This is a genomic window from Pinisolibacter sp. DMC19 (genome assembly GCF_056313985.1).
Window position 1 is genome coordinate 615214 of sequence record NZ_JBQUZF010000001.1, and the last position, 23256, is coordinate 638469.

Below are 23256 nucleotides of genomic sequence, written 5' to 3' on the forward strand. Positions count from 1 at the left end.
CGAATATGAATCCACCGTGGTGCTTCGGCACATGTTCGGAAAAGGAGACCAGACGGTATGGTGGCCTCGGCGTTCGACGAAATGTCCGCCTTCGGATCGGATGTCCGATCCGGTTACGAGATCGTCGCCGGTTGGTTGAAGGACACGCCCCCCGACCTCCTGACGCAGCGCCAGCACGAGGCCGAACTGCTGTTCCGCCGCATCGGCATCACCTTCAACGTCTATGGCGACGCCGAGGGCGAGGAGCGCCTGATCCCCTTCGACATCGTGCCGCGCGTCATCACCCGACCCGAGTGGGACCGCCTCGCCGAGGGCCTCGAACAGCGCGTCACCGCGCTCAACATGTTCCTCAAGGACATCTATTCGAAGGGTGAGGTGGTCAAGGCCGGCGTCATTCCGGAAGACCTCGTCTACCAGAACCCCTGCTACCGGCCCGAGATGCAGGGCATCCAGCTGCCGCACGACATCTGGGTGTCGATCGCCGGCATCGACCTCGTCCGCGTCGATCCCGACACGTTCTATGTGCTGGAAGACAACGCCCGCACCCCTTCCGGCGTCTCCTACATGCTGGAGAACCGCGAGGTGATGCTGCGCCTCTTCCCCGAGCTCTGCTCGCGCCACCGCATCGCGCCGGTCGAGAACTATGCCGACGAGCTCTTGGCGACGATGAAGTCGATCGCCCCGCGTTCGGCCTCCGCCGACCCGACCGTCTGCCTGCTGACGCCCGGGCCCTTCAACTCGGCCTATTACGAGCACTCGTTCCTCGCCGACAAGCTCGGCGCCGAACTGGTCGAGGGCTCCGACCTCTATGTCCGCGAGAACGTCGTCTACATGCGCACGACCGAGGGTCCGAAGCGCGTCGACGTCATCTATCGCCGCATCGACGACGACTTCATCGACCCGCTCGCCTTCCGACCGGATTCGATCCTCGGCGTGCCCGGCCTGATCTCGGCCTATCGCGCCGGCAACGTGACGCTGGCCAATGCGGTCGGCACCGGTGTCGCGGACGACAAGGCGGTCTATTCCTACATGCCGGAGCTCATCCGCTTCTACACCGGCAGGGACGCCATCCTGAAGAACGTGCCGACCTGGCGCTGCCGCGAGCCCGAGGCGCTGAAGCACGTCCTCGACCACCTGCCAGAACTGGTGGTGAAGGAGGTCGACGGCTCCGGCGGCTACGGCATGCTGGTCGGCCCCAAGGCCGACAAGGCCAAGATCGAGACCTTCCGCAAGAAGCTCCTCGCCCATCCCGAGAAGTTCATCGCCCAGCCGACGCTGGCGCTCTCCACCTGCCCGACCTTCGTCGACGAGGGCGTGGCGCCGCGCCACGTCGACCTGCGCCCCTACGTGCTGAACGGCGCCGACGGCGTGCGTCTGGTCCCCGGCGGCCTCACCCGCGTCGCGCTGACCGAGGGATCGCTGGTGGTCAACTCGAGCCAGGGCGGCGGCACCAAGGACACCTGGGTGGTCGATCCGCTACCCGATGCCCGCATGGCCCAGCAGCAACAGCAGCAGCAGGCGACCGCCCGCCGCTGATCCGCCCTCCTCCGGCGCGCTTCGCCCCGCGCCGACCACGGCCGCCTCCGGCCGATCTGCAGGACCGAACCGATGCTCAGCCGCACCGCCGACAGTCTCTTCTGGCTCTCCCGCTACATCGAGCGGGCCGAGAACACCGCGCGCATCATCGACGCCGCCTCGCGCCTCGCCACCCTGCCCTCGGGCTACGGCACCTCGACCAACGAATGGGAATCGGCGCTCGCCGCCACCGGCTGTCTGGCGGCGTTCCACGACGTCTACGGCGAGGAGCCCACGGCCGAATCCGCAGTCGATTTCCTCGCGTTTTCGCCGCTCAATCCGTCGTCGATCAAGAGCTGCCTCGAGACCGCGCGCTTCAACGCCCGCGCCGTGCGCACCGCCCTGACCGCCGAGATGTGGGAGACGATCAACTCCGCCTGGCTCGAACTGAAGAGCTACGGCCCGGGCGAACTCGACCTCGCCCAGCTTGCCGACTTCCTGCGCTTCGTCAAACGCACGTCGCTCGCCTTCGACGGCTCGGCCTATCGCACGATGCTGAGGAACGACGCCTACTGGTTCTCCCGCCTCGGCGTCTTCATCGAGCGCTCGGATGCGACGGCGCGGCTCCTCGACGTGAAGTACCACGTGCTCCTTCCGCCCGAGACCCTCGTCGGCGGCGGCGTCGACTATTTCCAGTGGTCGGCGGTGCTGCGTGCGGTCTCCGCCCAGACCTCCTATCACTGGGTCTATCGCCAGAGCCTGAAACCCTGGCTCGTCGCCGACCTGATGATCCTCAACACCCAGATGCCGCGCTCGCTCGCCGCCTGTTACGAGAGCCTGACGCGCAATCTCGACCAGATCGCGCAGGTCTACGGTCGCCAGGGCTCGTCGCAGCGCGCGGCGCGGGCGATCTACACCAAGCTCGTGGGCACGGACATCGACACGATCATCGCCGGCGGGCTACACGAGTTCCTGTCCGACTTCATCACCGAGAACAGCCGCCTCGGCGGCCTGATCACGGAACAGTATCTGCTCTGACGGCGGCCGGTCCCCGAACCCCGCCTCCCACCCGGTCCCGAGCCATGCGCCTCGCCATCATTCACGAGACGGTCTACCGTTTCGAAAACCCCGCCACCCGCGCCATCCAGACGCTGCGCCTGACGCCCCGCACCACCGAGGCCCAGCTGGTCGACAGCTGGCGCATCGACGTGTCGCAGGACTGCCGCCTGTCGCCGGTCGAGGACGCCTTCGGCAACCTCACCCATTCCTTCTCGATCGACGGGCCGATCGACGAACTGTCGATCGTCGCCTCCGGCGAGGTGGTGACCGAGGACACCGCCGGCGTTCTCCACGCCACGCGCGAGCGCCTGCCGCTCGCCGTCTTCCGCCGGGCGACCGACCGCACACCGATCGAAGGCACCGTGCGCGACTTCGCCCGCACCGCGCTTTCCGAGAGTGCCGGCGATCCTCTGTCGGCGCTGCATCTGATGATGGGCCGGCTGCACGAATCGATCCCCTTCGACCGTGCCGCCGAGCCGCGGCGGCCGCACGAGGTGCTGGCGGGCGGGGCAGCCGGTACCGAGGACATCGTCCATCTCTTCGCCGCCGCCGTGCGGTCCCTCGACATGCCGGCGCGCTGCGTCTCCGGCTACCTCCACGACGAGGACCTGCCCGAGCGCGAAGCGCCGCACTACTGGATCGAGACCTATCTCGGCAACGGTCTCGGCTGGGTCGGCTTCGACGCGATCGCCAACGCCTGCCCGACCGATCGCTGGGTCCGGCTCGCCGCCGGTCTCGACACGCTCGATGCCCAGCCGATCCGTGGCGTGCGCACCCATTTCGGCGCCGAGACGTCGACGACGCGGATCGTCATCCGCGAGATCGCCCGCGCCTGAACCAGGAAATCCCGCGCGACGTCGCACCGCGCGCCCGCGCGGTTGCGCCGTTCCCGCCCCTTCCCTATGGTCTCCCCGCGCCCGCCCGCGGCGCGACCCCAACGAGGATCCCCCGAGGGTGAAGCGATGACCTACTGCGTCGGAATTCTGGTGCGTGACGGCATGGTGATGATCGCGGACACGCGCACCAACGCCGGCCTCGACAACATCGCCACCTTCCGCAAGCTCAACGTCTTCGAGCGTCCGGGCGATCGCATCGTGACGATCGCCACCGCCGGCAATCTCGCCATCTCCCAGTCGGTCATCTCGCTGGTGACGGAGGGCCTCGAGAACCCGGAGACCGGCGAGATCGAGACCATCTGGACCCAGACCTCGATGTTCCGCTGCGCCCAGCTGCTCGGCCGCGCCATCCGCGAAGTCTGGCGCATCGACGGCAAGATGCTCGAGAGCAAGAACCTCGGCTTCGACGTCACCATGCTGCTCGGCGGCCAGATCGCCGGCGGGCGCCTGCGCCTCTTCATGGTCTATGCCGCCGGCAACTTCATCGAGGCGACGACCGACACGCCCTATCTGCAGATCGGCGAGCACAAATACGGCAAGCCGATCCTCGATCGCGCCGTCAACTTCGACTACAGCCTGCAGGATGCGCTGAAGCTCGGCCTGATCTCGATGGATTCGACCATGCGCTCGAACCTCGGCGTCGGCATGCCGATCGATCTGGCGGTGATCCGCCGCGACGCCATCTGCGCCGAGCTCAGCCACCGCATCGAACAGGGCGAGCCCTATTTCCACGACCTGCGCGAACGCTGGTCGGCCGCACTCCGCAAGGCCCATCAGGACATCCCGCGCCCGCCCTACGACGTCGCCTGACGTCTCTGCGGACCGCCAATAGAGAAAGCCCCCGGCGCGCCGCGTCGGGGGCTTCTTCGTTTCGTGGGACGGTCGTTCGTCAGGCGGCGGCGGCGAAGTCGCGGACGAAGTCTTCGACCACCCGCTTCAGATCCACCGCCTGGCCCGACAGGCCGGTCGACAGCGTCATCAGCTGGGTCGAGGCCGCACCCGTCATCTCGGCCGCCTGGCCGACGCCGGAGATGTTCTCCGTCACCTGATTGGTACCCGAGGCCGCCTGCTGGCAGTTGCGGGCGATCTCGACGGTCGCCGCCCCCTGCTCCTCGACGGCCGAGGCGATGGCGGTCGAGATCTCCTTGATGTCGCCGACGATCCGCAGGATCTCGCTCATCGAGGTGACGCTCTCGCCGGTCGCCTTCTGGATCTCCAGCACCTTGGCGCCGATGTCGCCGGTCGCCTTCGAGGTCTGGTCGGCGAGCTGCTTCACCTCCGCCGCGACGACGGCGAAGCCCTTGCCCGCCTCGCCGGCGCGTGCCGCCTCGATCGTGGCGTTGAGGGCGAGGAGATTGGTCTGGCCGGCGATGTCGCGGATCAGATTGACGACGTCGCCGATCGCCGCAGCCGCCGTGGCGAGCTGGCCGATGCGGGCATTCGACGTCTCGGCCTCGCCGTAGGCGGTGTCGGCGACCTGCGCCGAATGGCCGACCTGACCGCCGATCTCGCGCACCGAGGCGGCGAGCTCTTCGGACGCCGCCGAGACGGTCTGGACGTTCGAGGCGGCCTCTTCCGCCGCGGCGGCGACGGCCTGGGCCTGCCGCGAGGTCTCCTCGGCGGTGGCCGAGAGGTTCTTGGCGGCATCGGCGACTTCGCCCGACGACTGGGTGAAGCTCGCGGCGAGCCCCTGCATGCGGCCGACGAAGTCGTTGGCGAGCTTCTCGCGCCGGGCGAGCAGACGCCGCTCGTTCTCCTCGCGCGCCGCCTGATCACGACGAGCCTGTTCCGCCACCTGGAGGCTGTCACGGAACCTCAGCAGCGCCTGGGCGATCGAGCCGATCTCGTCCTTGCGGTCCTGATGCGTCACGGCGGTCTGCAGATCGCCGCCGGCGATGCGGCCCATGGCACCGGTGATGTCCTTGATCGGCGCGGAAACCCCCTTCACCAGAGCCCAGATGCAGGCGACGGCGACGGCGAGCATGATCGCCGCACTGGCGACGATCGCCAGGGTGATCGAGGACAGTGCCTCGACACGCGCGGCCTCGCGCGACGCCAGCAGCGCCCGCTCGCCCTGGGTGACCTCGGCAATCTTCACCCGAATACCGTCCATCGCCTTCTTGCCGGCGCCGACGACCTCGAGTTCGCGCGCCGTCGACCGGGTCGCCTCGGCCCCCATCAGCTGGATGCCCCTCGAGGCGACGTCGCCGTTCCACTGCTCGGCGGCGGCGGCGATGTCGTCGAGCCGCTTCTGCTGCGCCGGATTGTCGGACGTCAGCGCCTTGATCTTGGCCATGGCGGTCTTGAACTCTTCCCGGCCGGACTTGTAGGGGCCGAGATTGTCGGGGTTGCCGGTGATCAGATAACCGCGGAAGCCGGTCTCCTGATCGACCATCGCCGCCATCACGTCGTTGGCCTGCTCGAGCACCTGATAGGTGTGCGACGTCCACTCGCTGGTCTGCTCGAGTGTCCGCTTGTTGAAGAACACGACCGCATTCAGCGCGATCGACACGAAGATCAACAAGCCGAATGCGACGATCAGTTTCTGCGCGATCGATATGTTCTTCATGGCACTTCCCCAGGTTTCCATGCTCTCGCGGTGGAGGCTCGTGGAACACGACGTCCCGGAGCGCCGACGCTGCGCGCGTCTTCGCATCAGCTTCCGAACGCGCGACCGCGGAGCCTCGCGGTCTTCACGACGGCGAGTGCCGAGATCGGCGTGATCGACTTTCGGGACGAAACTCTTTCGACGAGAAACAATCGGTCGCGCAGCGTTAACAGATTGCTAATTCGGCGATCGTCATCGTTAAAACCGCCTGACGTTGCGGAATGTCAGGGCAATCAGGCAGTAGAAATTCTCTGCAACCAAGATTACGTGACGGGCATTGTGGTCATCCGGGGCGTGCCGGACGACCGCCGATTCGACACCGGTACGTCTCTGCGGACCGTCAAGAGAGAAAGCCCCCGGCGCACCGCGTCGGGGGGCTCTTGTCGTGTCGTTCGAGCATCAATGCAGGCGGAAGATCCCGTCGACGCGCTTCCATTCGGACGCGGCGATCATCTTGGTGTGGGCCACTTCGACCGAGTGGATCGGTCCGTCGAGCTCGCGCTCCCAGAAGTCGAGGAACTTCTCGAGCTCGGGAAACCTCGGTGCCATGTCGTAGTCCTGCCAGAGGTAGCTCTGCAGCAGGAGCGGACGATCGGGCATCCGATAGAGGATGTGGGCGGTGGTGAGCGAATAGCCTTCCAGCTGACGGCGGAAGGCATCGTCGACGATCGGTTGCGGCATGGTGGACCCTCCTCGCTGTGGCGACGCGGACAGAACGTCGCCCCCTCTTCCATGCAACGCCGATACCAGTTAATAGTGTTTGAAATCATACACTTGGCAGCATCGTGGCGAGAGTGCTGCCAGATCGGTCGACGATGGCCGAGCGCACCGCGCCGGCCTTTCGGAACCATCCGCCGGGCACGGCCGTTTCGCGCCTCGACGCCGCCGTCTGGCACTCCCATCCACGGAGTGCCAACTTTTTTCACGCCCCCTCTTGAAGCCGCCGACGCCACTGCCCAGATGAGCCGCACCGGCTCCGTGCTCTGCCCTCCGGCAGACGCTGTTCATTCCATGGGCACGACGGACCGGCCGGCAGGGAGCCCCGCAGGGTCCCGAAACCAACTCTCTGTCCCTATCGGAGGATGAGATCCATGAAGTTCCGTCCGCTGCACGACCGCGTCGTGGTCAAGCGCATCGAAGCCGAGCAGAAGACCGCCGGCGGCATCATCATTCCGGACACCGCCAAGGAAAAGCCGCAGGAAGGCGAAGTCGTCGCCGTCGGCCCCGGTGCCCGTGACGAGAAGGGCGCCGTCGTCGCCCTCGAGGTGAAGGCCGGCGACAAGGTGCTGTTCGGCAAGTGGTCCGGCACCGAGATCAAGATCGACGGTCAGGACCTCCTGATCATGAAGGAGAGCGACATTCTGGGCATCGTCGCCTGACGCTTCCCGGAACAGTTCCGCACCCTCGACATCAGTTTCCATTCCACCCGGAGTAGACCGAAATGGCAGCCAAGGACGTCAAGTTCTCCATCGATGCGCGCGAGAAGATGCTGCGCGGCGTCGACATTCTCGCCAATGCGGTGAAGGTCACCCTCGGCCCCAAGGGCCGCAACGTCGTCATCGAGAAGTCCTACGGTGCGCCCCGCATCACCAAGGACGGCGTCACCGTCGCCAAGGAGATCGAGCTCGAGGACAAGTTCGAGAACATGGGCGCCCAGATGGTGCGCGAAGTGGCCTCGAAGACCAACGACCTCGCCGGTGACGGCACCACCACCGCCACCGTGCTCGCCCAGGCCATCGTCAAGGAAGGTGCCAAGGCGGTGACCGCCGGCATGAACCCGATGGATCTGAAGCGCGGCATCGACCTCGCGGTGGCCGCCATCGTCAAGGATCTCGAGAAGCGCGCCAAGAAGGTGACCTCGAACGACGAGATCGCCCAGGTCGGCACCATCTCCGCCAACGGCGACACCGAGATCGGCGCCTTCCTCGCCCAGGCGATGCAGAAGGTCGGCAACGAGGGCGTCATCACGGTCGAAGAGGCCAAGACCGCCGTCACCGAACTCGACGTCGTCGAGGGCATGCAGTTCGATCGCGGCTATCTCTCGCCCTACTTCGTGACCAACACGGAGAAGATGCGCGCCGAGCTCGAGGACCCCTACATCCTCATCCACGAGAAGAAGCTGTCGAACCTCCAGGCCATGCTGCCGGTGCTCGAGGCGGTCGTGCAGACCGGCCGTCCGCTGGTCATCGTCGCCGAGGACGTCGAGGGCGAGGCTCTGGCGACGCTGGTGGTCAACAAGCTGCGCGGCGGCCTCAAGGTCGCGGCCGTCAAGGCGCCGGGCTTCGGTGATCGCCGCAAGGCCATGCTCAAGGACATCGCCATCCTGACCGGCGGTCAGGTCGTGTCGGAAGATCTCGGCATCAAGCTCGAGACCGTGACGCTCGACATGCTCGGCCGCGCCAAGAAGGTGGTGATCGAGAAGGAAAACACCACGATCGTCGACGGCGTCGGTACCAAGGCCGAGATCGAGGCCCGCGTCGCCCAGATCAAGGCGCAGGTCGAGGAGACCACCTCCGACTACGACCGTGAGAAGCTCCAGGAGCGTCTCGCCAAGCTCGCCGGCGGCGTCGCGGTCATCCGCGTCGGCGGCGCGACCGAGGTCGAGGTCAAGGAGAAGAAGGATCGCGTCGACGACGCCATGCACGCCACCCGCGCGGCGGTCGAGGAAGGCATACTGCCGGGCGGCGGCGTCGCCCTGCTGCGCGCCCTCCCCGCGCTCGAGCACGTCGAGTATGCCAACGCCGACCAGAAGACCGGTGTCGACATCGTCCGCAAGGCGATCACCGCCCCGGCGCGTCAGATCGCCTTCAACGCCGGCGACGACGGCTCGATCGTGGTCGGCAAGATCCTCGAGAACACCGATCCGGCCTTCGGCTGGAACGCCCAGACCGGCAAGTACGGCGACATGTTCGCCTTCGGCGTGATCGACCCGGCCAAGGTGGTGCGCTGCGCCCTGCAGGACGCGGCTTCCGTCGCCGGCCTGCTGATCACCACCGAGGCGATGATCGCCGACAAGCCCAAGAAGGACGCCGCTCCGGCCATGCCGGCCGGCGGCATGGGCGGCATGGACTTCTGATCGAAGATCGGAAGGCCATGAAGGCCGCCCATCACTGAGAAGTGCCGAAGTCGGGCAAGCCCGACTTCGGAGGCGGCATGGACTTCTGATCCACTGCGCCTGCGCCCGAAGAGTTGCAGACTTTTCGGATCGGCGCCGGCGCAAGAGAGATCGGAAGGCCATTCCGGATACCGGGGCGATTCGCCCTCCCAGACTTCGCGAGAGGCGGCCCTCGGGCCGCCTCTTTCGCGTTCGTGATCGCCGTGACGAAGAAGGGAGCGACGTCGATTCCGCACGGAAAACCGCCGTTTTGCGCAGTTCCTCCGCATTGCCCGCCCCATTTTCGCCGCACGACTGCCTCGATTTCGCCGCTCCGCGCCGCGACACCGCCGATGTCCCGGCCGGTGCCGGCCTTCGTCTCATGCCGATGGAACCGCTGCCGATGGTCTTCTCGCGCCTTTCTCGACGTGCCCTGCTGACCGGTGCTGCCTTCGGGCTCCTCGCCCCGTTCGGCACCGCCGTCGCCGCCAAGAAGCAGGCGTCGAGTGCCAAGAAGGCCGCCGCCACGCAGCCCGGCGTGCAGATCCCCTATCCGCCGCTGGTCGACGTCGGCGCCTCGGACGTCTACGACCTCGTCGCCCAGCCTGCCACGCATGCCTTCGTCAAGGACAAGCCGGTCGCCGCGATCGGCTACGGCGGCACCTACATGGGTCCGGCGCTCCGCCTGAGGCGCGGCACCACCGCCCGCGTCCGCCTCGTCAACCGGCTCGACCGTCCGACCAACGTCCATTGGCACGGCCTCTTGGTCGAAGGCCGCTTCGACGGCGGCACCCACCCCGGCATCGCCCCCGGTGAGACCTGGGAGGCGAGCCTCGCCGTCGACCAGCCCGCCGCGACGCTGTGGTACCACGCCCATGTCCACGGCTCGACGACGCGCGACGTCCACGACGGCCTCGCAGGCCTGCTGATCGTCGAGGACGACAAGACCGCCGGCCTCGGCCTGCCCGCGACCTGGGGCGTCGACGACCTGCCGCTGGTCCTCCAGGACCGCGACTTCGACGCCGACGGCAGGCCCGTCCTGCCGCCGCTCGCCACCTCGCTGGAACACGGCTTCCGCGGTCATACCCCGATCGTCAACGGCGTCGCAGAGGCCCGCGCCCGCGTGCCCGAGCGGTTGGTGCGCCTGCGCCTCCTCAACGCCTCCGGTGCCCGCACCTTCCGCCTCGCCTTCGAGGATCGCCGCACCTTCCGCCTGATCGCCGGCGACGGCGGCTTCCTCGCCGCGCCGGTGGAACTGTCGTTCCTGCCGCTGGCGCCGGGCGAGCGCGCCGAGATCCTGGTCGACTTCACCGCCGGCGCCTCGTCGCTGATGACCGACCCCGACACCCACGAGCATCGCGCCGGTCGCGAGGTGATGAACCTGCCCGACGTGCTCCCCCAGCCGACCAGAGTGCTCGACTTCGAGGTGAAGCAGGACGCGGTCGCCGCGCACACCGTGCCGAAGGCGCTGGTGCCGCTCGCCGCCCTGCCGGAGTCGACCATCGGCCTCCCCCGCCGCCGCTTCGAGCTGCGCGTCGTGCCGGGCGCGGAGACCGCCATGAGCATGCCCGGTCACGCCCAGCACATGATGCACCCGGTCGAGGGCCACGTCGGCCACGGCGGCGGCGACCAACCGGCGGCCGCCGATGCCCTGCCCGCCCCGATGCTGACGATCAACGGCAAGTCCTTCGCCATGGGCCGGATCGACGAGAAGGTCACCCTCGGCGCCACCGAGGTCTGGGAGATCGTCTCGCCGGAGATGGCGCATCCGTTCCATCTCCACGGGGCACATTTCCGTGTGCTGAGCGAGGACGGCGAACGGGCGAAACTGTGGAACGGCGGTGTCAAGGACACCATTCTCGTCGACAACAGTGCCGAGATCCTGGTGACCTTCCACCGCAAGGCCGACGCCTCGGCGCCCTTCGTCTACCACTGCCACCTGCTCGAGCACGAGGACGGCGGCATGATGGGCGCCTTCACCGTCACCTGACGGGCAGCGACCGTCACGGCGTCTGGATCGTCTTCAGCCAGGCGATGAAGGCCTCGATCTCGCGCGCCGTCATCTTGACCTGCGGCATGCCGGGATGGCCGACGACGACGCCTTCCGCCAGCGCCTCCTCGAGGCTCTCGACCGGATACTTGCGCCCGAGCTCGCGAAACCGCGGCGCCTCCGCCTTCGGGCTCTCACCCGTCGCGCCGATCGCATGACAGGCCGCGCAGGCATGCCGCGCGATGCGGGCGCCGCGGGCGATCGTCTCGCGTTCGCCCGCCGACGCGATGCCGGCGGAAAGACCGGCGACGAGGGCGGCGGCGAAGACGAGGCGCTGGATCATGGAAAGGTTCCCCGAGGGCACTCTCGGGATGGACCGATTCGCGAAAACCGGCAATCCGCCTCGCGTCGGACGCGCGCGGACCCTCAGTCGAGCGTCGGGACGCTGCGATAGGCACGGTCGAGATAGAGCAGCGCCGGCTCCTTCGGCCCCAGCCGAACCGCCTCGACGACGCCGAGGAACACCGTATGCGAGCCGACGTCGGTCGCCTCGGTGATGCGGCAGTCGAAGGCGGCGCGGGCGCTCGCCAGCAACGGCGCGCCGGTCACGGCGGTCGCCCAGGTGCCGGTCGAAAAGCGGTCGGCATGGTCGATACCGCCGACGCCGGCGAAGACGCCGGCGAGATCCTCGGCGCCCGAAACCAGCGTGTTGACCGAGAAGACGCCGTTCTGGCGCAGCAGCGCGTTTAGCCGGCCGGAGCGGTTGAGGCAGATCAGCAGGGTCGGCGGCGCGTCGGTGACGGACGTGACGGCGGTCATCGTCGCCCCGCCGCGGCCGCCCGGGCCGTCGGTGGCGATGACGTGGACGGCGCCGGCGATGCGGCTCATCGCTTCGCGATAGTCCGGCCCGTCGACCGCCTCGGCCGTCGCCGCCGGGGCTTCGGTGATCTTCTGGAGAGCCTGCATCCGTCCTCGTCCTTCGCGTTCCGTGCGCCGCCCGTGGCGACGACTTCGAAGCTCCATCGTCTCACGGCACAATATAGAAACTCCTAAGGCGTGGACGACGGCCGCACCGCGGCACCGTGGCTCGGACTACGGAATGGACCGGATGACCATTGTTCCTGCGCCTTCCGGGCGGAAGGTGAAAAATTGATCCGCGACCTTCGTCGTACGATTCCTGTGCATTCGGCCTCGTGGCCACGCCCGCCAGCGCCTGCAAGCAATGGAGCCATGCATGGAACGCAGGTTCTCTCATATATCGCATACAACCAGAAATCGGAAAATCCATCCCACCCGGCGATCAAAACCGGATGAAAAAACTTTTACCGGGGGGATTTGACGGCGCGAATTGTCTCATCTTAAGGTGCGTTCCACGAACCCGGCGGTTTTGGGGCATGCCCAATCGCCGGGCAGCAACTTGAGTGCCTTGCGGCATTCCGACACTGGTCGCGTTTCGACCTGTCCGGACCTCGATGGGAGCGTCTGTCCCCGATGGAAGTTTTTCTGCAACAACTCATCAACGGGATAACTCTGGGATCGATCTACGGATTGATCGCCATCGGTTATACCATGGTCTTCGGCATCATCGGCATGGTGAACTTCGCCCACGGCGACCTGTTCATGGTGTCGGCGTTCATCGCCGTGATCACATTCCTCGCCCTCACCTTGTGGGCGGGGATCGGATCGATCGCCGTGGTGCTGTTCATCTGTCTGATCGTCTCGATGGTTCTGACCTCGGTCTGGAACTGGGCGATCGAACGGGTGGCCTATCGGCCGCTTCGAGGCTCCTTCCGTCTCGCACCCCTGATCAGCGCCATCGGCATGTCGATCTTCCTGTCGAACTTCGTCCAGGTCGCCCAGGGCCCGCGCAACAAGCCGGTCCAGCCGATGCTGACCGACGTGATCACGCTGGTGCACTCGTCGACCTACCCGGTGACGATCTCCTACAAGCAGCTGATGATCTGGGTGGTGACGGCCGTTCTCCTGGCCGGCTTCTGGTATGTCGTCCAGAAGACGCCGCTCGGCCGCGCCCAGCGCGCCTGTGAGCAGGACCGCAAGATGGCCTCGCTCCTCGGCATCGACGTCGACAAGACGATCTCGCTGACCTTCGTCATGGGCGCCGCGCTCGCCGCCGTCGCCGGTGTCATGTACATGGTCTACTATGGCGTGGTCAGCTTCTCCGACGGCTTCACCCCCGGTGTGAAGGCCTTCACCGCCGCGGTGCTCGGCGGCATCGGCTCACTGCCCGGCGCGGTCATCGGCGGTCTGCTGATCGGCCTGATCGAGGTCTTCTGGTCGGCCTACTTCACGATCGACTACAAGGACGTCGCGGCCTTCTCGATCCTGGTGGTGGTGCTGATCTTCATGCCCCAGGGCCTCCTCGGCAAACCCGAAGTGGAGAAGGTGTGATCATGACCGACACGACCTCCTCCCCCGCCGCCCCGGCCATCCCCTGGGGCGCCGCCCTGAAGGACGCGCTCGTCACCACGATCGTGCTTCTCGCCATCCTCGGTCCGTTCATCGGCCTGGTGACGGTGCAGAACATGGAGCACAAGCTCGTCCTCGAGACGCGCTGGCCGCTCCTCGCCGCCCTCGTCGGCGTCATCGTCGGCGCCCGTCTCCTGTTGACGCTCTTCGTCTGGAACCGCCCGAAGAAGGTATCCAAGCCGACGATCGTGCCGCCGGCCATCGCCGCCGGCGCCGGCCCGGTCTTCATCGGCTTCCTCTTCGCCTTCCCGGCGATCGTCTATTACGTCGCCGGTGGCGGCAACATCGCCAAATACGTCGACAACTACGGCATCCAGATCCTGATCTACATCATGCTCGGCTGGGGCCTGAACGTGGTGGTCGGTCTCGCCGGCCTGCTCGACCTCGGCTACGTCGCCTTCTACGCCGTCGGCGCCTATTCTTACGCGCTGCTGGCCAAGAACTTCGGCCTGTCCTTCTGGGTGCTGCTGCCGCTCGCCGGCATCCTCGCCTCGTTCTGGGGCATCATCCTGGGCTTCCCGGTGCTGCGCCTGCGCGGCGACTACCTCGCCATCGTGACGCTGGCCTTCGGTGAGATCATCCGCCTGATCCTGATCAACTGGGTGGACTTCTCCGGCGGCTACGCGGGCATCTCGGGCATTCCGCGGCCCACCCTGTTCGGCATTCCCTTCAATGCCTCCGACAGCGGGTTCGCTGCGACCTTCGGGCTCGAGTTCACGCCGAACCACCGAACGATCTTCCTCTACTACCTGATCCTGCTGCTGGCGCTGCTCACCGCCTTCGTCACGACGCGGCTGCGTCGCCTGCCGATCGGCCGGGCCTGGGAAGCGCTGCGCGAGGACGAGATCGCCTGCCGCTCGCTCGGCATCAACACGACGCTGACCAAGCTCTCCGCCTTCGCCACCGGCGCGATGTTCGGCGGCTTCGCCGGTTCGTTCTTCGCCGCCCGCCAGGGCTTCATCTCGCCCGAGAGCTTCTCCTTCATGGAATCGGCGCAGATCCTGGCGATCGTCGTCCTCGGCGGCATGGGCTCGCTGTGGGGCGTCGTCATCGCCTCGGTGGCGCTGGTCGGCGGCTTCGAGATCATGCGCGAACTCGACTTCCTGAAGATCGTGTTCGGCAACGACTTCGATCCGACGCAGTACCGCATGCTGCTGTTCGGCGCCGCCATGGTGATCATCATGCTCTGGAAGCCGCGCGGTCTCGTCTCGACCCGCGAGCCCACCGCCTTCCTGAAGGAACGCAAGACCGTGTCCGGTTCCCACGTCTCGGAGGGTCACGGCTGATGGCCCGCTGGCAGACCCAACCCCTGCTCGAGGTCGAGCACCTGACCATGCGCTTCGGCGGCCTGGTCGCGATCAACGACCTCTCCTTCACCGTCGGCGAGGGCGACATCACCGCCCTCATCGGCCCCAACGGCGCCGGCAAGACCACCGTCTTCAACTGCATCACCGGCTTCTACAAGCCGACCGAGGGCCGTATCGCGCTGCGCCACGGCGAGCAGTCGATCTGGTCGGAACTGCCCGCCGCCACCCGCGCCCCCGGGCGCAAGTGGTCGAAGGGCGGCTCCTCGCTGTGGCTGCTCGAGCGGATGCCCGACTTCGAGGTCTCCGCCAACGCCAAGGTCGCCCGCACCTTCCAGAACATCCGCCTGTTCCAGGGCATGACGGTTCTGGAGAACCTGCTGGTCGCCCAGCACAACCCGCTGATGGCGGCGTCGATCTTCTCGATCGCCGGCATCTTCGGCCTGCCGAACTATCGCCGCTCGTCCGACGCCTCGGTCGAGAAGGCGAAGTACTGGCTGGAGAAGATCGGTCTCACCGATCGCGCCGACGACCCCGCCGGCGACCTGCCCTACGGCGACCAGCGCCGGCTCGAGATCGCCCGCGCCATGTGCACCGACCCGGTGCTCCTGTGCCTGGACGAGCCGGCCGCCGGCCTCAATCCGCGCGAGAGCCTCGAGCTCAACAAGCTGCTGCGTTCCATTCGAGTCGACGAAGGCACGTCCGTCTTGCTCATCGAACACGACATGTCCGTGGTCATGGAAATCTCCGACCACGTGGTGGTGCTCGACTACGGCACCAAGATCTCCGACGGCACGCCGGACGAGGTGAAGAACGATCCCAAGGTCATCGCGGCCTACCTCGGCGTCGCCGACGACGAGGTCGAAGAAGCCGAAGCGGAGGTGGCGTCGTGAGCGAACCCCTCCTCTCCGTCCGTGGCGTCCAGACGTTCTACGGCAACATCATCGCGCTGAAGGGCGTGGACATGGACGTCCACGAAGGCGAGATCGTCACCCTGATCGGCGCCAACGGCGCCGGCAAGTCGACGCTGATGATGACGATCTTCGGTGCGCCCCGCGCCCGTGCCGGCAAGATCACCTACGCCGGCACCGACATCACCAAGATGCCGACGCACGAGATCGCGCGCATGCGCATCGCCCAGTCGCCGGAAGGTCGCCGCATCTTCCCGCGCATGACGGTTCTCGAGAACCTGCAGATGGGCGCGGCGATCGACGGCTTCGCCCATGTGGACGAGGACCTCGAGAAGGTCTTCGCCCTCTTCCCGCGCCTCAAGGAACGCATCGCCCAACGCGGCGGCACGCTGTCGGGCGGCGAACAGCAGATGCTGGCGATCGCCCGCGCTCTGATGTCGCGGCCCAAGATGCTGCTGCTCGACGAGCCCTCGCTCGGTCTCGCGCCGCTGGTGGTCAAGGGCATCTTCGACGCCATCGCCGAGCTCAACCGCTCGGAAGGCCTGACGGTGTTCCTCGTCGAACAGAACGCCTTCCACGCCCTGAAGCTCGCCCATCGCGGATACGTGATGGTCAACGGCTCCATCACCATGAGCGGAACCGGCGCCGAACTGCTGGCCAGCCCCGAAGTCCGCGCCGCCTATCTCGAAGGCGGTCATCACTGATCGAGGACCGAACGATGTTGCAGGGCATTCTCCACGAGGAACCCTCGATCTGGCTCTTCCTGTTCGTCACCTGCGTGATGGGCGGATGGGCGGCCTGGATGACCGGTCGCGCCATGGCTTCGACCTGGCGTTCCTCGTTGCATCTCATCGGCTATCTGTTGATTCTGGGCGCGGCGGTGCGTTTCATCCACTTCGCCCTGTTCGGCGGCACACTCGTGTCGCTCCATTATTACGTGGTCGACACGATCGTCGTGCAGATCATCGGAGCGATCGGATACCGCACCACCCGCGTCGGCCAGATGATCGACAAGTACCGCTGGCTCCACGTCGCCGACGGCCCCTTCTTCTGGAAGGACCGCGCCTGACCGCGCACGTCTGAAGTCGTCGCATACGCGGTGGCAGCATTTTCGAACATGGTTACCGTCGTTCGACCTCGGTCGGACGACGGAAAAGCTGTTTGTGGCCGTTTTCGTGTGAGATGCGAATCGTTTCGCACTGCACAATGATGCGGCGTGTGCTTCATGCGACCAAATATTGCGCAAGAAAGGGGATGACAACGACGCGGAAGCGTTGGAGAGTGTGCCCACCGGAAAGCGTGACGGTCGCTCGAGAACGGAACGCTCCCCGCAGGGTCGATCACAGGAATGTTCTTGTTCGCATCGATGACCGGCGGGGTTCCCTCTCTCCCCGAGAGGGATGCAACGGAAAAACGCAGCCTCGGCTCGACCCACGCCGGGTGCGGGGCGCGCGACAGAGATCGACGTTCGAAGAGACGAACGATGGAGAGGAGTAATCCGATGCAGAAGAAGTGGATGACCGGTCTGGTGCTCGCCGCGGGTCTCGCCTGGTCCGGCGCTGCGCTCGCCGACGTCAAGCTCGGCGTCGCCGGCCCGATCACCGGCCCGAACGCCGCCTTCGGCGCCCAGCTCAAGAACGGCACCGAGCAGGCCGTCGAGGACATCAATGCCGCCGGCGGCATCCTCGGCCAGAAGATCGTCATGACCGTCGGCGACGACGTGTCGGACCCGAAGCAGGGCGTGTCGGTCGCCAACAAGTTCGTCGGCGAGGGCGTCAAGCTCGTGGTCGGTCACTTCAACTCGGGCGTGACCATGCCGACCTCGGAGATCTTCGCCGAGAACGGCATCCTGCAGATCACCCCGTCGGCCACCAACCCGAAGATCACCGAGCGCGGCCTGTGGAACATCTTCCGCACCTGCGGCCGTGACGACCAGCAGGGCAAGCTCTGGGCCGAATACGCCAAGACCAACCTGAAGGGCAAGAAGATCGCGATCGTCCACGACAAGACGACCTACGGTCAGGGCCTCGCCGACGCCGCCAAGGGCTTCATGAACGCCGACGGCATCAAGGAAGTCCTCTACGAAGGCGTCAACGCCGGTGAGAAGGACTACTCGGCCCTCGTCTCCAAGCTGAAGGCCGCCGGCGCCGACGTCATCATGTGGGGTGGTCTCCACACCGAAGGCGGTCTGATCATCCGTCAGATGCGCGACCAGGGCCTCAACACCGTCATGCTCTCGGGCGACGGCATCACCTCGGCCGAATTCGCCACCATCGGCGGCGACGGCGTGGTCGGCACCCTGATGTCCTTCGGCCCGGATCCGCTCAAGAACCCGGCCGCCAAGAGCGTCATCGACAAGTTCCGCGCCAAGAAGTACGAGCCGGAGGCCTATACCCTCTACTCCTACGCCGCCGTGGAGATCATGAAGCAGGCCGCCGAAGAGGCGAAGTCGCTCGACCCGAAGAAGATGGCCGACGTCATCCACTCCGGCAAGACCTTCAAGACCGTGCTCGGCAACCTCGCCTACGACAAGAAGGGCGACCGCAAGGACGTCGACTACGTCATGTACACCTGGAAGAAGGACAAGGACGGTAAGATCGTCTACGAGCAGAACTGATCGTAGCGCGATCGGAGGGGCGCCTCGCGCGTCCCTCCCCTCCCGTCTTTACGGAAACCGCCGCCGAGTTCGCTCGCGGCGGTTTCTTCGTCTTCGCGGCGCGCTAGATTACTCTCGGACTCGGACACTCAGGAGACGCCATGCGCCCCGGCCCCATGAACTCGATCCTCGACGTCGCCGGCCTCGCAGTCGGCCATGCGGTCGATCATCGCCTCGCCTCCGGCGTCTCGGTCGTCGTCGCCGATCGCCCCGCGGTCGCCTCCGCCCATGTCATGGGCGGCGCGCCGGGGACCCGCGACACCGATCTGCTGGCGCCGGAAGAAACCGTCGAGCGGATCGACGCCATCGTCCTCTCCGGCGGCTCCGCCTACGGGCTCGGCGCCTCGTCGGGCGTCATGGCGCATCTCGCCGAACAGGGGCGCGGCTTCGCCGTCGGGACGGCACGGGTGCCGATCGTACCGGGCGCCATCCTCTTCGACCTGCTGAACGGCGGCGACAAGGACTGGGGCCGCTTCCCGCCCTATCGCAACCTCGGCTTCACCGCGGCGGAGGACGCCAACCGCGAACCCTTCGCCTGCGGCGCCACCGGCGTCGGCTACGGCGCCACCACCGCGACGCTGATGGGCGGGCTCGGCACCGCCTCGATCGTCCTGCCCTCGGGCCACACCATCGCGGCCCTGGTCGCGGTCAACGCCGTCGGCTCGGCGACGATCGGCGACGGGCCGCATTTCTGGGCGGCGCCCTTCGAGATCGACGGCGAGTTCGGTGGCCTCGGCCTGCCCTCACCCTGGCCGGCGGACGCGACCATCCCGCGCCTCAAGGGCGTCGCGGCGCCTGCCGCACCGACGACCGGCACGGCGACGACGCTGGCCATCGTCGCGACCGACGCGGTGCTCTCCAAGGCTCAGGCGAAGCGGCTGGCGATCCAGGCGCACGACGGCTTCGCCCGTGCCCTGTGGCCGGCCCACACGTCGCTCGACGGCGACATCGTCTTCACCCTGGCGACGGGTGAGAAGCCGCTCGGCGAACCGCTCGCCGACATGGTGGCGCTCGGCATCGCCGCGGTGAACGTCACCGCCCGCGCCATCGCCCGCGGCGTCCACGCCGCCGCCCACAAGGGCTGGGCCAACCTGCCGACCTGGCAGGACCGCTTCGCCGAACCGGCCGCGCCGCCGGCGGCAGAGGATTGACAGGGAGCGCCCGTTGTTTCCGATCACTCCGCCGCCATCGCCTCGACCGGCGCCGCGTCGAGGTCCGCCAGCACCGCCGTGCGCTTCTCCCGCGCCGCCTTCATCGCCGCGTCCTTGATCGGGCCGTAGCCCTTGACCGTCTCCGGCCAAGAAATCAACCCGTCGAGCACGCGTGGCGCGACGCCGGCGGCGAGACGCTCGGCGATCCGCGCGACGTCGTCGCGGTAGAGGTCCCGCAGCGCCCGCTCCTCGCGCCGTTCGTCGGTCCAGGCGAACGGGTCGAGCATGGTCCCGCGCAGCACCCGCGCCTTCGCCATCAGCCCGAGCAGCGGCCGGATCCAAGGACCGAAGGAGAGCTTCTTCGGCCGCCCGGTCGCCGGGTCCCGCTTCGCCAGGAACGGCGGGGCGAGCACGGTGCGGATCTGCGACACGTCCTCGAAGGTCTCGGCGAGCCTTGCGGCGAAGGCCGGATCGGCGTGGAGCCGCGCCACTTCCCACTCGTCCTTGATGGCGGTGAGGCGATAGAGCCGTTCGGCGACCCGCCGCGTCACGCTCTCCTCGCCCGTCGCATCCATTTCGGCGCGGCGTACCGCGGCGATGCGGGTGCGGAAGTCGGTCGCGACCGCCAGACCGCCCCAACGCACGAGCTCGTCGGCGAGGAAGGAAATGCGTTCGTCGAGCGGCACGGCGGCGACGTCGACGACGGCACGCGGCGCCACCAGCGCCGTCACCCGCTCGGGCGCGGCGGCGAGCGCCCGCCCGAGCGCCACGGCGGCGAGATTGGCTTCGACCGAAGCGCCGTTGAGCCGGATCGCCGTCTCCAGCGCCCCGACCGAGATCGGCAGCCGCCCGTCCTGAAGGGCGGCGCCGATCAGGATCATGTTGACGGCGAGCGTGTCGCCGAACAGCCGCTCGGCGATCTCGCCGGCGGCGAAGCTGCGGAACACCGCCGAGGCCTCGCCGAGGAGCCCCGCGAGCCGGTTCGCCGAGAAGGACTGCGTCTGGCGCAGCACGAATTCCGCCGTCGGCTGCGGCTTGGCGTCGGCGAAGGTCGCGGTGCGGGCCGGGTCGGCCATGGCGAGCACGTCGCCGCCGGCCGCCACCACCATGTCGGCGGCGATCAACACGTCGAGCGAGGCGTTCGGCACCCGCGGCCCCTCGATCGGCCGGGCGAAGGTGGAGAAGCGGACATGGCTCGTCACCGGTCCGCCCTTCTGGGCGAGGCCCGTCATGTCGAGCGTCGACACGTCGAGCCCGTCGACATGCGCCGCCATGGCCAGCACCGCCGCCGCCGTGGTGACGCCCATGCCGCCGATGCCGGCGATGACGAGATCGAGCGTCTTGGCCTCGAGCCCGGCGCGCATCGGGGCGGGCAGGCCGTCGAGCAGTGCTGCCGGATCGATCCGCCGCCCCTCGCGCTTCAGCCTGCCGCCGATCACCTCGACGAAGGACGGGCAGAAGCCGCTCTCGCAGGAGAAGTCCTTGTTGCAGTTCGCCTGACTGATCCGCCGCTTGCGCCCGAAGGCGGTCTCGATCGGCTCGACGGCGACGCAGTTCGACTGTTTGGAACAGTCGCCGCAGTCCTCGCAGACGCGCTCGTTGACGAAGAGCCGCTTCGGCACGTCGGCCATCAGCCCGCGCTTGCGCCGCCGCCGCTTCTCCGCCGCGCAGGTCTGGTCGTAGACCAACACCGTCACGCCGGGCGTGGCGGCGAGTTCGCACTCGACGTCGAGAAGCTCGGCGCGCGGGCGAACGGTGACGCCGGCCGCGAGTTCCGGCGATCCGACATGACGCTCCCATTCGTCGGCGACGACGACGATCTTCGCGACACCCTCCGCCTCGAGGCTGCGGGTGAGGCGCCCGACGGTCAGCGCGCCACCGTCGACCTTCTGCCCGCCGGTCATGGCGACGGCGTCGTTGAAGAGGATCTTGTAGGTGATGTTCACCCCCGCGACGACCGACTGGCGGACGGCGAGCGTGCCGGAATGGAACCACGTGCCGTCGCCGAGATTGGCGAAGACGTGGGTGTCGCGCGAGAAGGCCGCCTGACCGACCCAGGGCACGCCCTCGCCGCCCATCGCCGAGAGGCCGTCGGTGGTGCGCTCGGCGAGTTCGGTCATGGCGTGACAGCCGATACCGGCCATCGAGCGCGACCCCTCCGGCGTCCTGGTCGAGGTGTTGTGCGGGCAGCCGGCGCAGAAATAGGGCGAACGCCGCGCGTCCGACGCATGGCCCGCCGCCCACATCGCCTGACGCACCAGCGCATCGGCCGCGTCGCGGGCGCGGGAGTCTTCGGAAAGCTGCGGGATCACCGCCATCAGCGCCGGCACGATGTCGGCGGAGGCGAGTTCGCGCACCGCGGCGAAGAAGGGCTCGCCCGTCGGCGTCGTCTTGCCCCAGATCGCCGGGCGCTGGCCGTCGGGCCAGTGATAGGCCAGTTCCTTGATCTGCGCCTCGATCAGCGAGCGCTTGTGCTCGACGACGACGAGACGCTCGATGCCGCGGGCGAAGGTCGAGATCGCCATCGGCTCCAGCGGCCAGCTCATGCCGACCTTGAAGATGGCGACGCCGAGATCGCGCGCCCGCTGCTCGTCGATGCCGACGATCGCGAAGGCCTGACGCAGATCGCGATAGGCCTTGCCGGTGGCGACGAAGCCGATGCGCGGCCGGCTGGCACCGAAGACCTGGGCGTCGAGCCCGTTCGCCCGGGCGAAGGCGCGCGCCGCCGGAATGCGGATCTCGCGCACCGAGACCTCGTTGTCGAGCCGGTGCTTCAGGAGCATCGGCCGGTCGACGTCGGTGCGGGCGCGGGGATCGAACTCCGGCCGTGGCCGGCGGAAGGTGTGGCGAGCGAGCGAGACGTCGACCACGCCGGAGGAATCCATCGTGTCGGCGAGCGCGATCATGCCCACCCACAGGCCGGAATAGCGCGACATCTCGAGGCCGAGCAGGCCGTAGTCGACGACGTCCTGCAGATCGGCCGGCTCCAGCACCGGGATCTCGCAGTCGGCGAACTGGAATTCGCTCTGACAGGCGACGGTGGAGGACTTCGCCAGATGATCGTCGCCGGCGATCGCCAGCACGCCGCCGAGGCGGGACGTGCCGGAGGCGTTGGCGTGTTTGAAGACGTCGGTGGAGCGGTCGACGCCGGGCGCCTTGCCGTACCAGATGCCGAAGACGCCGTCGAAGTCGGAGCCGGCGCCGGAGGAGACCGTCTTCTGCGAGCCCCAGACGGCGGTCGCCGCCAATTCCTCGTTGACGCCCGGCGTGAAGCGCACGTCGTGGGCGGCGAGCTCGGCGCGTGCCGCGACGAGCTGCTGGTCGTAGCCGGCGAGCGGCGAACCGCGATAGCCCGAAATGAAACCGGCGGTCTTCACCCCCGCCGCCCGGTCGAGACGGACGCGGTCGATCGGCAGGCGAACCAGTGCCTGGATACCGGTGAGATAGACGCGACCCCGATCGAGGTCGTATTTGTCGGAAAGCTTCGGCGGCCGCGTCGGCCACGGCGTGAAGTCGTTCATGAGCGTCTCCCTCGACCACTGCGACGGCGGTTCGGAGGCCCCATGACATCGTTCTTCGTGCCAT

At 67.6% G+C, this 23256-nt stretch carries 19 protein-coding genes; 14 read left to right on the forward strand and 5 right to left on the reverse strand.

Annotated features, from left to right (window positions below; translation table 11 throughout):
- Positions 1–57: 57 nt before the first annotated feature.
- The 4 genes from ACT53U_RS02760 (at position 58) to ACT53U_RS02775 (ending at position 4280) form a co-directional block, all read left to right on the forward strand.
- Positions 58–1536 carry a circularly permuted type 2 ATP-grasp protein gene (locus ACT53U_RS02760; protein WP_476152543.1) on the forward strand — a complete coding sequence of 493 codons (1479 nt, stop codon included), beginning with the start codon at positions 58–60 and terminating at the stop codon, positions 1534–1536.
- Between the two features lie 72 nt (positions 1537–1608).
- Complete coding sequence (locus ACT53U_RS02765; RefSeq protein WP_476152544.1) at positions 1609–2553, forward strand: alpha-E domain-containing protein; 945 nt, start codon at positions 1609–1611, stop codon at positions 2551–2553.
- 44 nt (positions 2554–2597) lie between these two features.
- The gene (locus ACT53U_RS02770) at positions 2598–3410 is read left to right on the forward strand and encodes a transglutaminase family protein (protein WP_476152545.1); all 813 of its coding nucleotides are present in this window, start codon (positions 2598–2600) and stop codon (positions 3408–3410) included.
- 126 nt (positions 3411–3536) lie between these two features.
- Positions 3537–4280 carry a proteasome-type protease gene (locus ACT53U_RS02775; protein WP_476152546.1) on the forward strand — a complete coding sequence of 248 codons (744 nt, stop codon included), beginning with the start codon at positions 3537–3539 and terminating at the stop codon, positions 4278–4280.
- 79 nt (positions 4281–4359) lie between these two features.
- Here ACT53U_RS02775 and ACT53U_RS02780 read toward each other — a convergent pair whose 3' ends face one another.
- Positions 4360–6039 carry a methyl-accepting chemotaxis protein gene (locus ACT53U_RS02780; protein WP_476152547.1) on the reverse strand — a complete coding sequence of 560 codons (1680 nt, stop codon included), beginning with the start codon at positions 6037–6039 and terminating at the stop codon, positions 4360–4362.
- 438 nt (positions 6040–6477) lie between these two features.
- Entirely contained in the window at positions 6478–6759 is a 282-nt protein-coding gene (locus ACT53U_RS02785) for an usg protein (RefSeq protein ID WP_476152549.1), read from the reverse strand.
- Between the two features lie 410 nt (positions 6760–7169).
- On the opposite strand from ACT53U_RS02785, the gene groES reads away from it, so the two are divergent.
- From groES to ACT53U_RS02800, 3 genes are all read left to right on the forward strand, one after another.
- Positions 7170–7457: a co-chaperone GroES gene (gene groES, locus ACT53U_RS02790; RefSeq protein WP_476152551.1), complete on the forward strand. Its 288-nt coding sequence runs from the start codon at positions 7170–7172 to the stop codon at positions 7455–7457.
- A 62-nt stretch (positions 7458–7519) separates the two neighbouring features.
- Positions 7520–9154 (forward strand): chaperonin GroEL, encoded by a 1635-nt coding sequence (gene groL / locus ACT53U_RS02795; RefSeq protein WP_476152552.1) that lies wholly within the window; start codon positions 7520–7522, stop codon positions 9152–9154.
- A gap of 400 nt (positions 9155–9554) precedes the next feature.
- Entirely contained in the window at positions 9555–11162 is a 1608-nt protein-coding gene (locus ACT53U_RS02800) for a multicopper oxidase domain-containing protein (RefSeq protein WP_476152553.1), read from the forward strand.
- Positions 11163–11175: 13 nt separating this feature from the next.
- On the opposite strand, the gene ACT53U_RS02805 is transcribed toward ACT53U_RS02800, so the two are convergent.
- Both ACT53U_RS02805 and ACT53U_RS02810 read right to left on the reverse strand, forming a co-directional pair.
- The gene (locus ACT53U_RS02805) at positions 11176–11505 is read right to left on the reverse strand and encodes a c-type cytochrome (protein WP_476152555.1); all 330 of its coding nucleotides are present in this window, start codon (positions 11503–11505) and stop codon (positions 11176–11178) included.
- A gap of 83 nt (positions 11506–11588) precedes the next feature.
- Entirely contained in the window at positions 11589–12128 is a 540-nt protein-coding gene (locus ACT53U_RS02810; protein ID WP_476152556.1) for a flavin reductase, read from the reverse strand.
- 525 nt (positions 12129–12653) lie between these two features.
- On the opposite strand from ACT53U_RS02810, the gene ACT53U_RS02815 reads away from it, so the two are divergent.
- From ACT53U_RS02815 to ACT53U_RS02845, 7 genes are all read left to right on the forward strand, one after another.
- Positions 12654–13571, forward strand: coding sequence for an ABC transporter permease subunit (locus ACT53U_RS02815; protein WP_476152557.1), 918 nt, complete (start codon positions 12654–12656; stop codon positions 13569–13571).
- A 2-nt stretch (positions 13572–13573) separates the two neighbouring features.
- Positions 13574–14935 (forward strand): high-affinity branched-chain amino acid ABC transporter permease LivM, encoded by a 1362-nt coding sequence (gene livM, locus ACT53U_RS02820; RefSeq protein ID WP_476152559.1) that lies wholly within the window; start codon positions 13574–13576, stop codon positions 14933–14935.
- On the forward strand, positions 14935–15846 hold the full coding sequence (locus ACT53U_RS02825; protein ID WP_476152561.1) for an ABC transporter ATP-binding protein: 912 nt from the start codon (positions 14935–14937) through the stop codon (positions 15844–15846). Before livM ends, ACT53U_RS02825 begins: the two co-directional genes overlap by 1 nt.
- Positions 15843–16568: an ABC transporter ATP-binding protein gene (locus ACT53U_RS02830; protein ID WP_476152563.1), complete on the forward strand. Its 726-nt coding sequence runs from the start codon at positions 15843–15845 to the stop codon at positions 16566–16568. Before ACT53U_RS02825 ends, ACT53U_RS02830 begins: the two co-directional genes overlap by 4 nt.
- 17 nt (positions 16569–16585) lie before the next feature.
- Positions 16586–16933 (forward strand): DUF6867 family protein, encoded by a 348-nt coding sequence (locus ACT53U_RS02835; protein WP_476153049.1) that lies wholly within the window; start codon positions 16586–16588, stop codon positions 16931–16933.
- Positions 16934–17365: 432 nt separating this feature from the next.
- A complete protein-coding gene (locus ACT53U_RS02840; RefSeq protein ID WP_476152564.1) occupies positions 17366–18481 on the forward strand; it encodes a branched-chain amino acid ABC transporter substrate-binding protein in 1116 nt (371 codons plus the stop codon).
- 140 nt (positions 18482–18621) lie between these two features.
- A complete protein-coding gene (locus ACT53U_RS02845) occupies positions 18622–19671 on the forward strand; it encodes a P1 family peptidase (protein ID WP_476152566.1) in 1050 nt (349 codons plus the stop codon).
- A 23-nt stretch (positions 19672–19694) separates the two neighbouring features.
- On the opposite strand, the gene ACT53U_RS02850 is transcribed toward ACT53U_RS02845, so the two are convergent.
- Positions 19695–23192, reverse strand: a complete 3498-nt coding sequence (locus ACT53U_RS02850) for an indolepyruvate ferredoxin oxidoreductase family protein (RefSeq protein WP_476152568.1) — start codon at positions 23190–23192, stop codon at positions 19695–19697.
- Between the last annotated feature and the right edge of the window lie 64 nt (positions 23193–23256).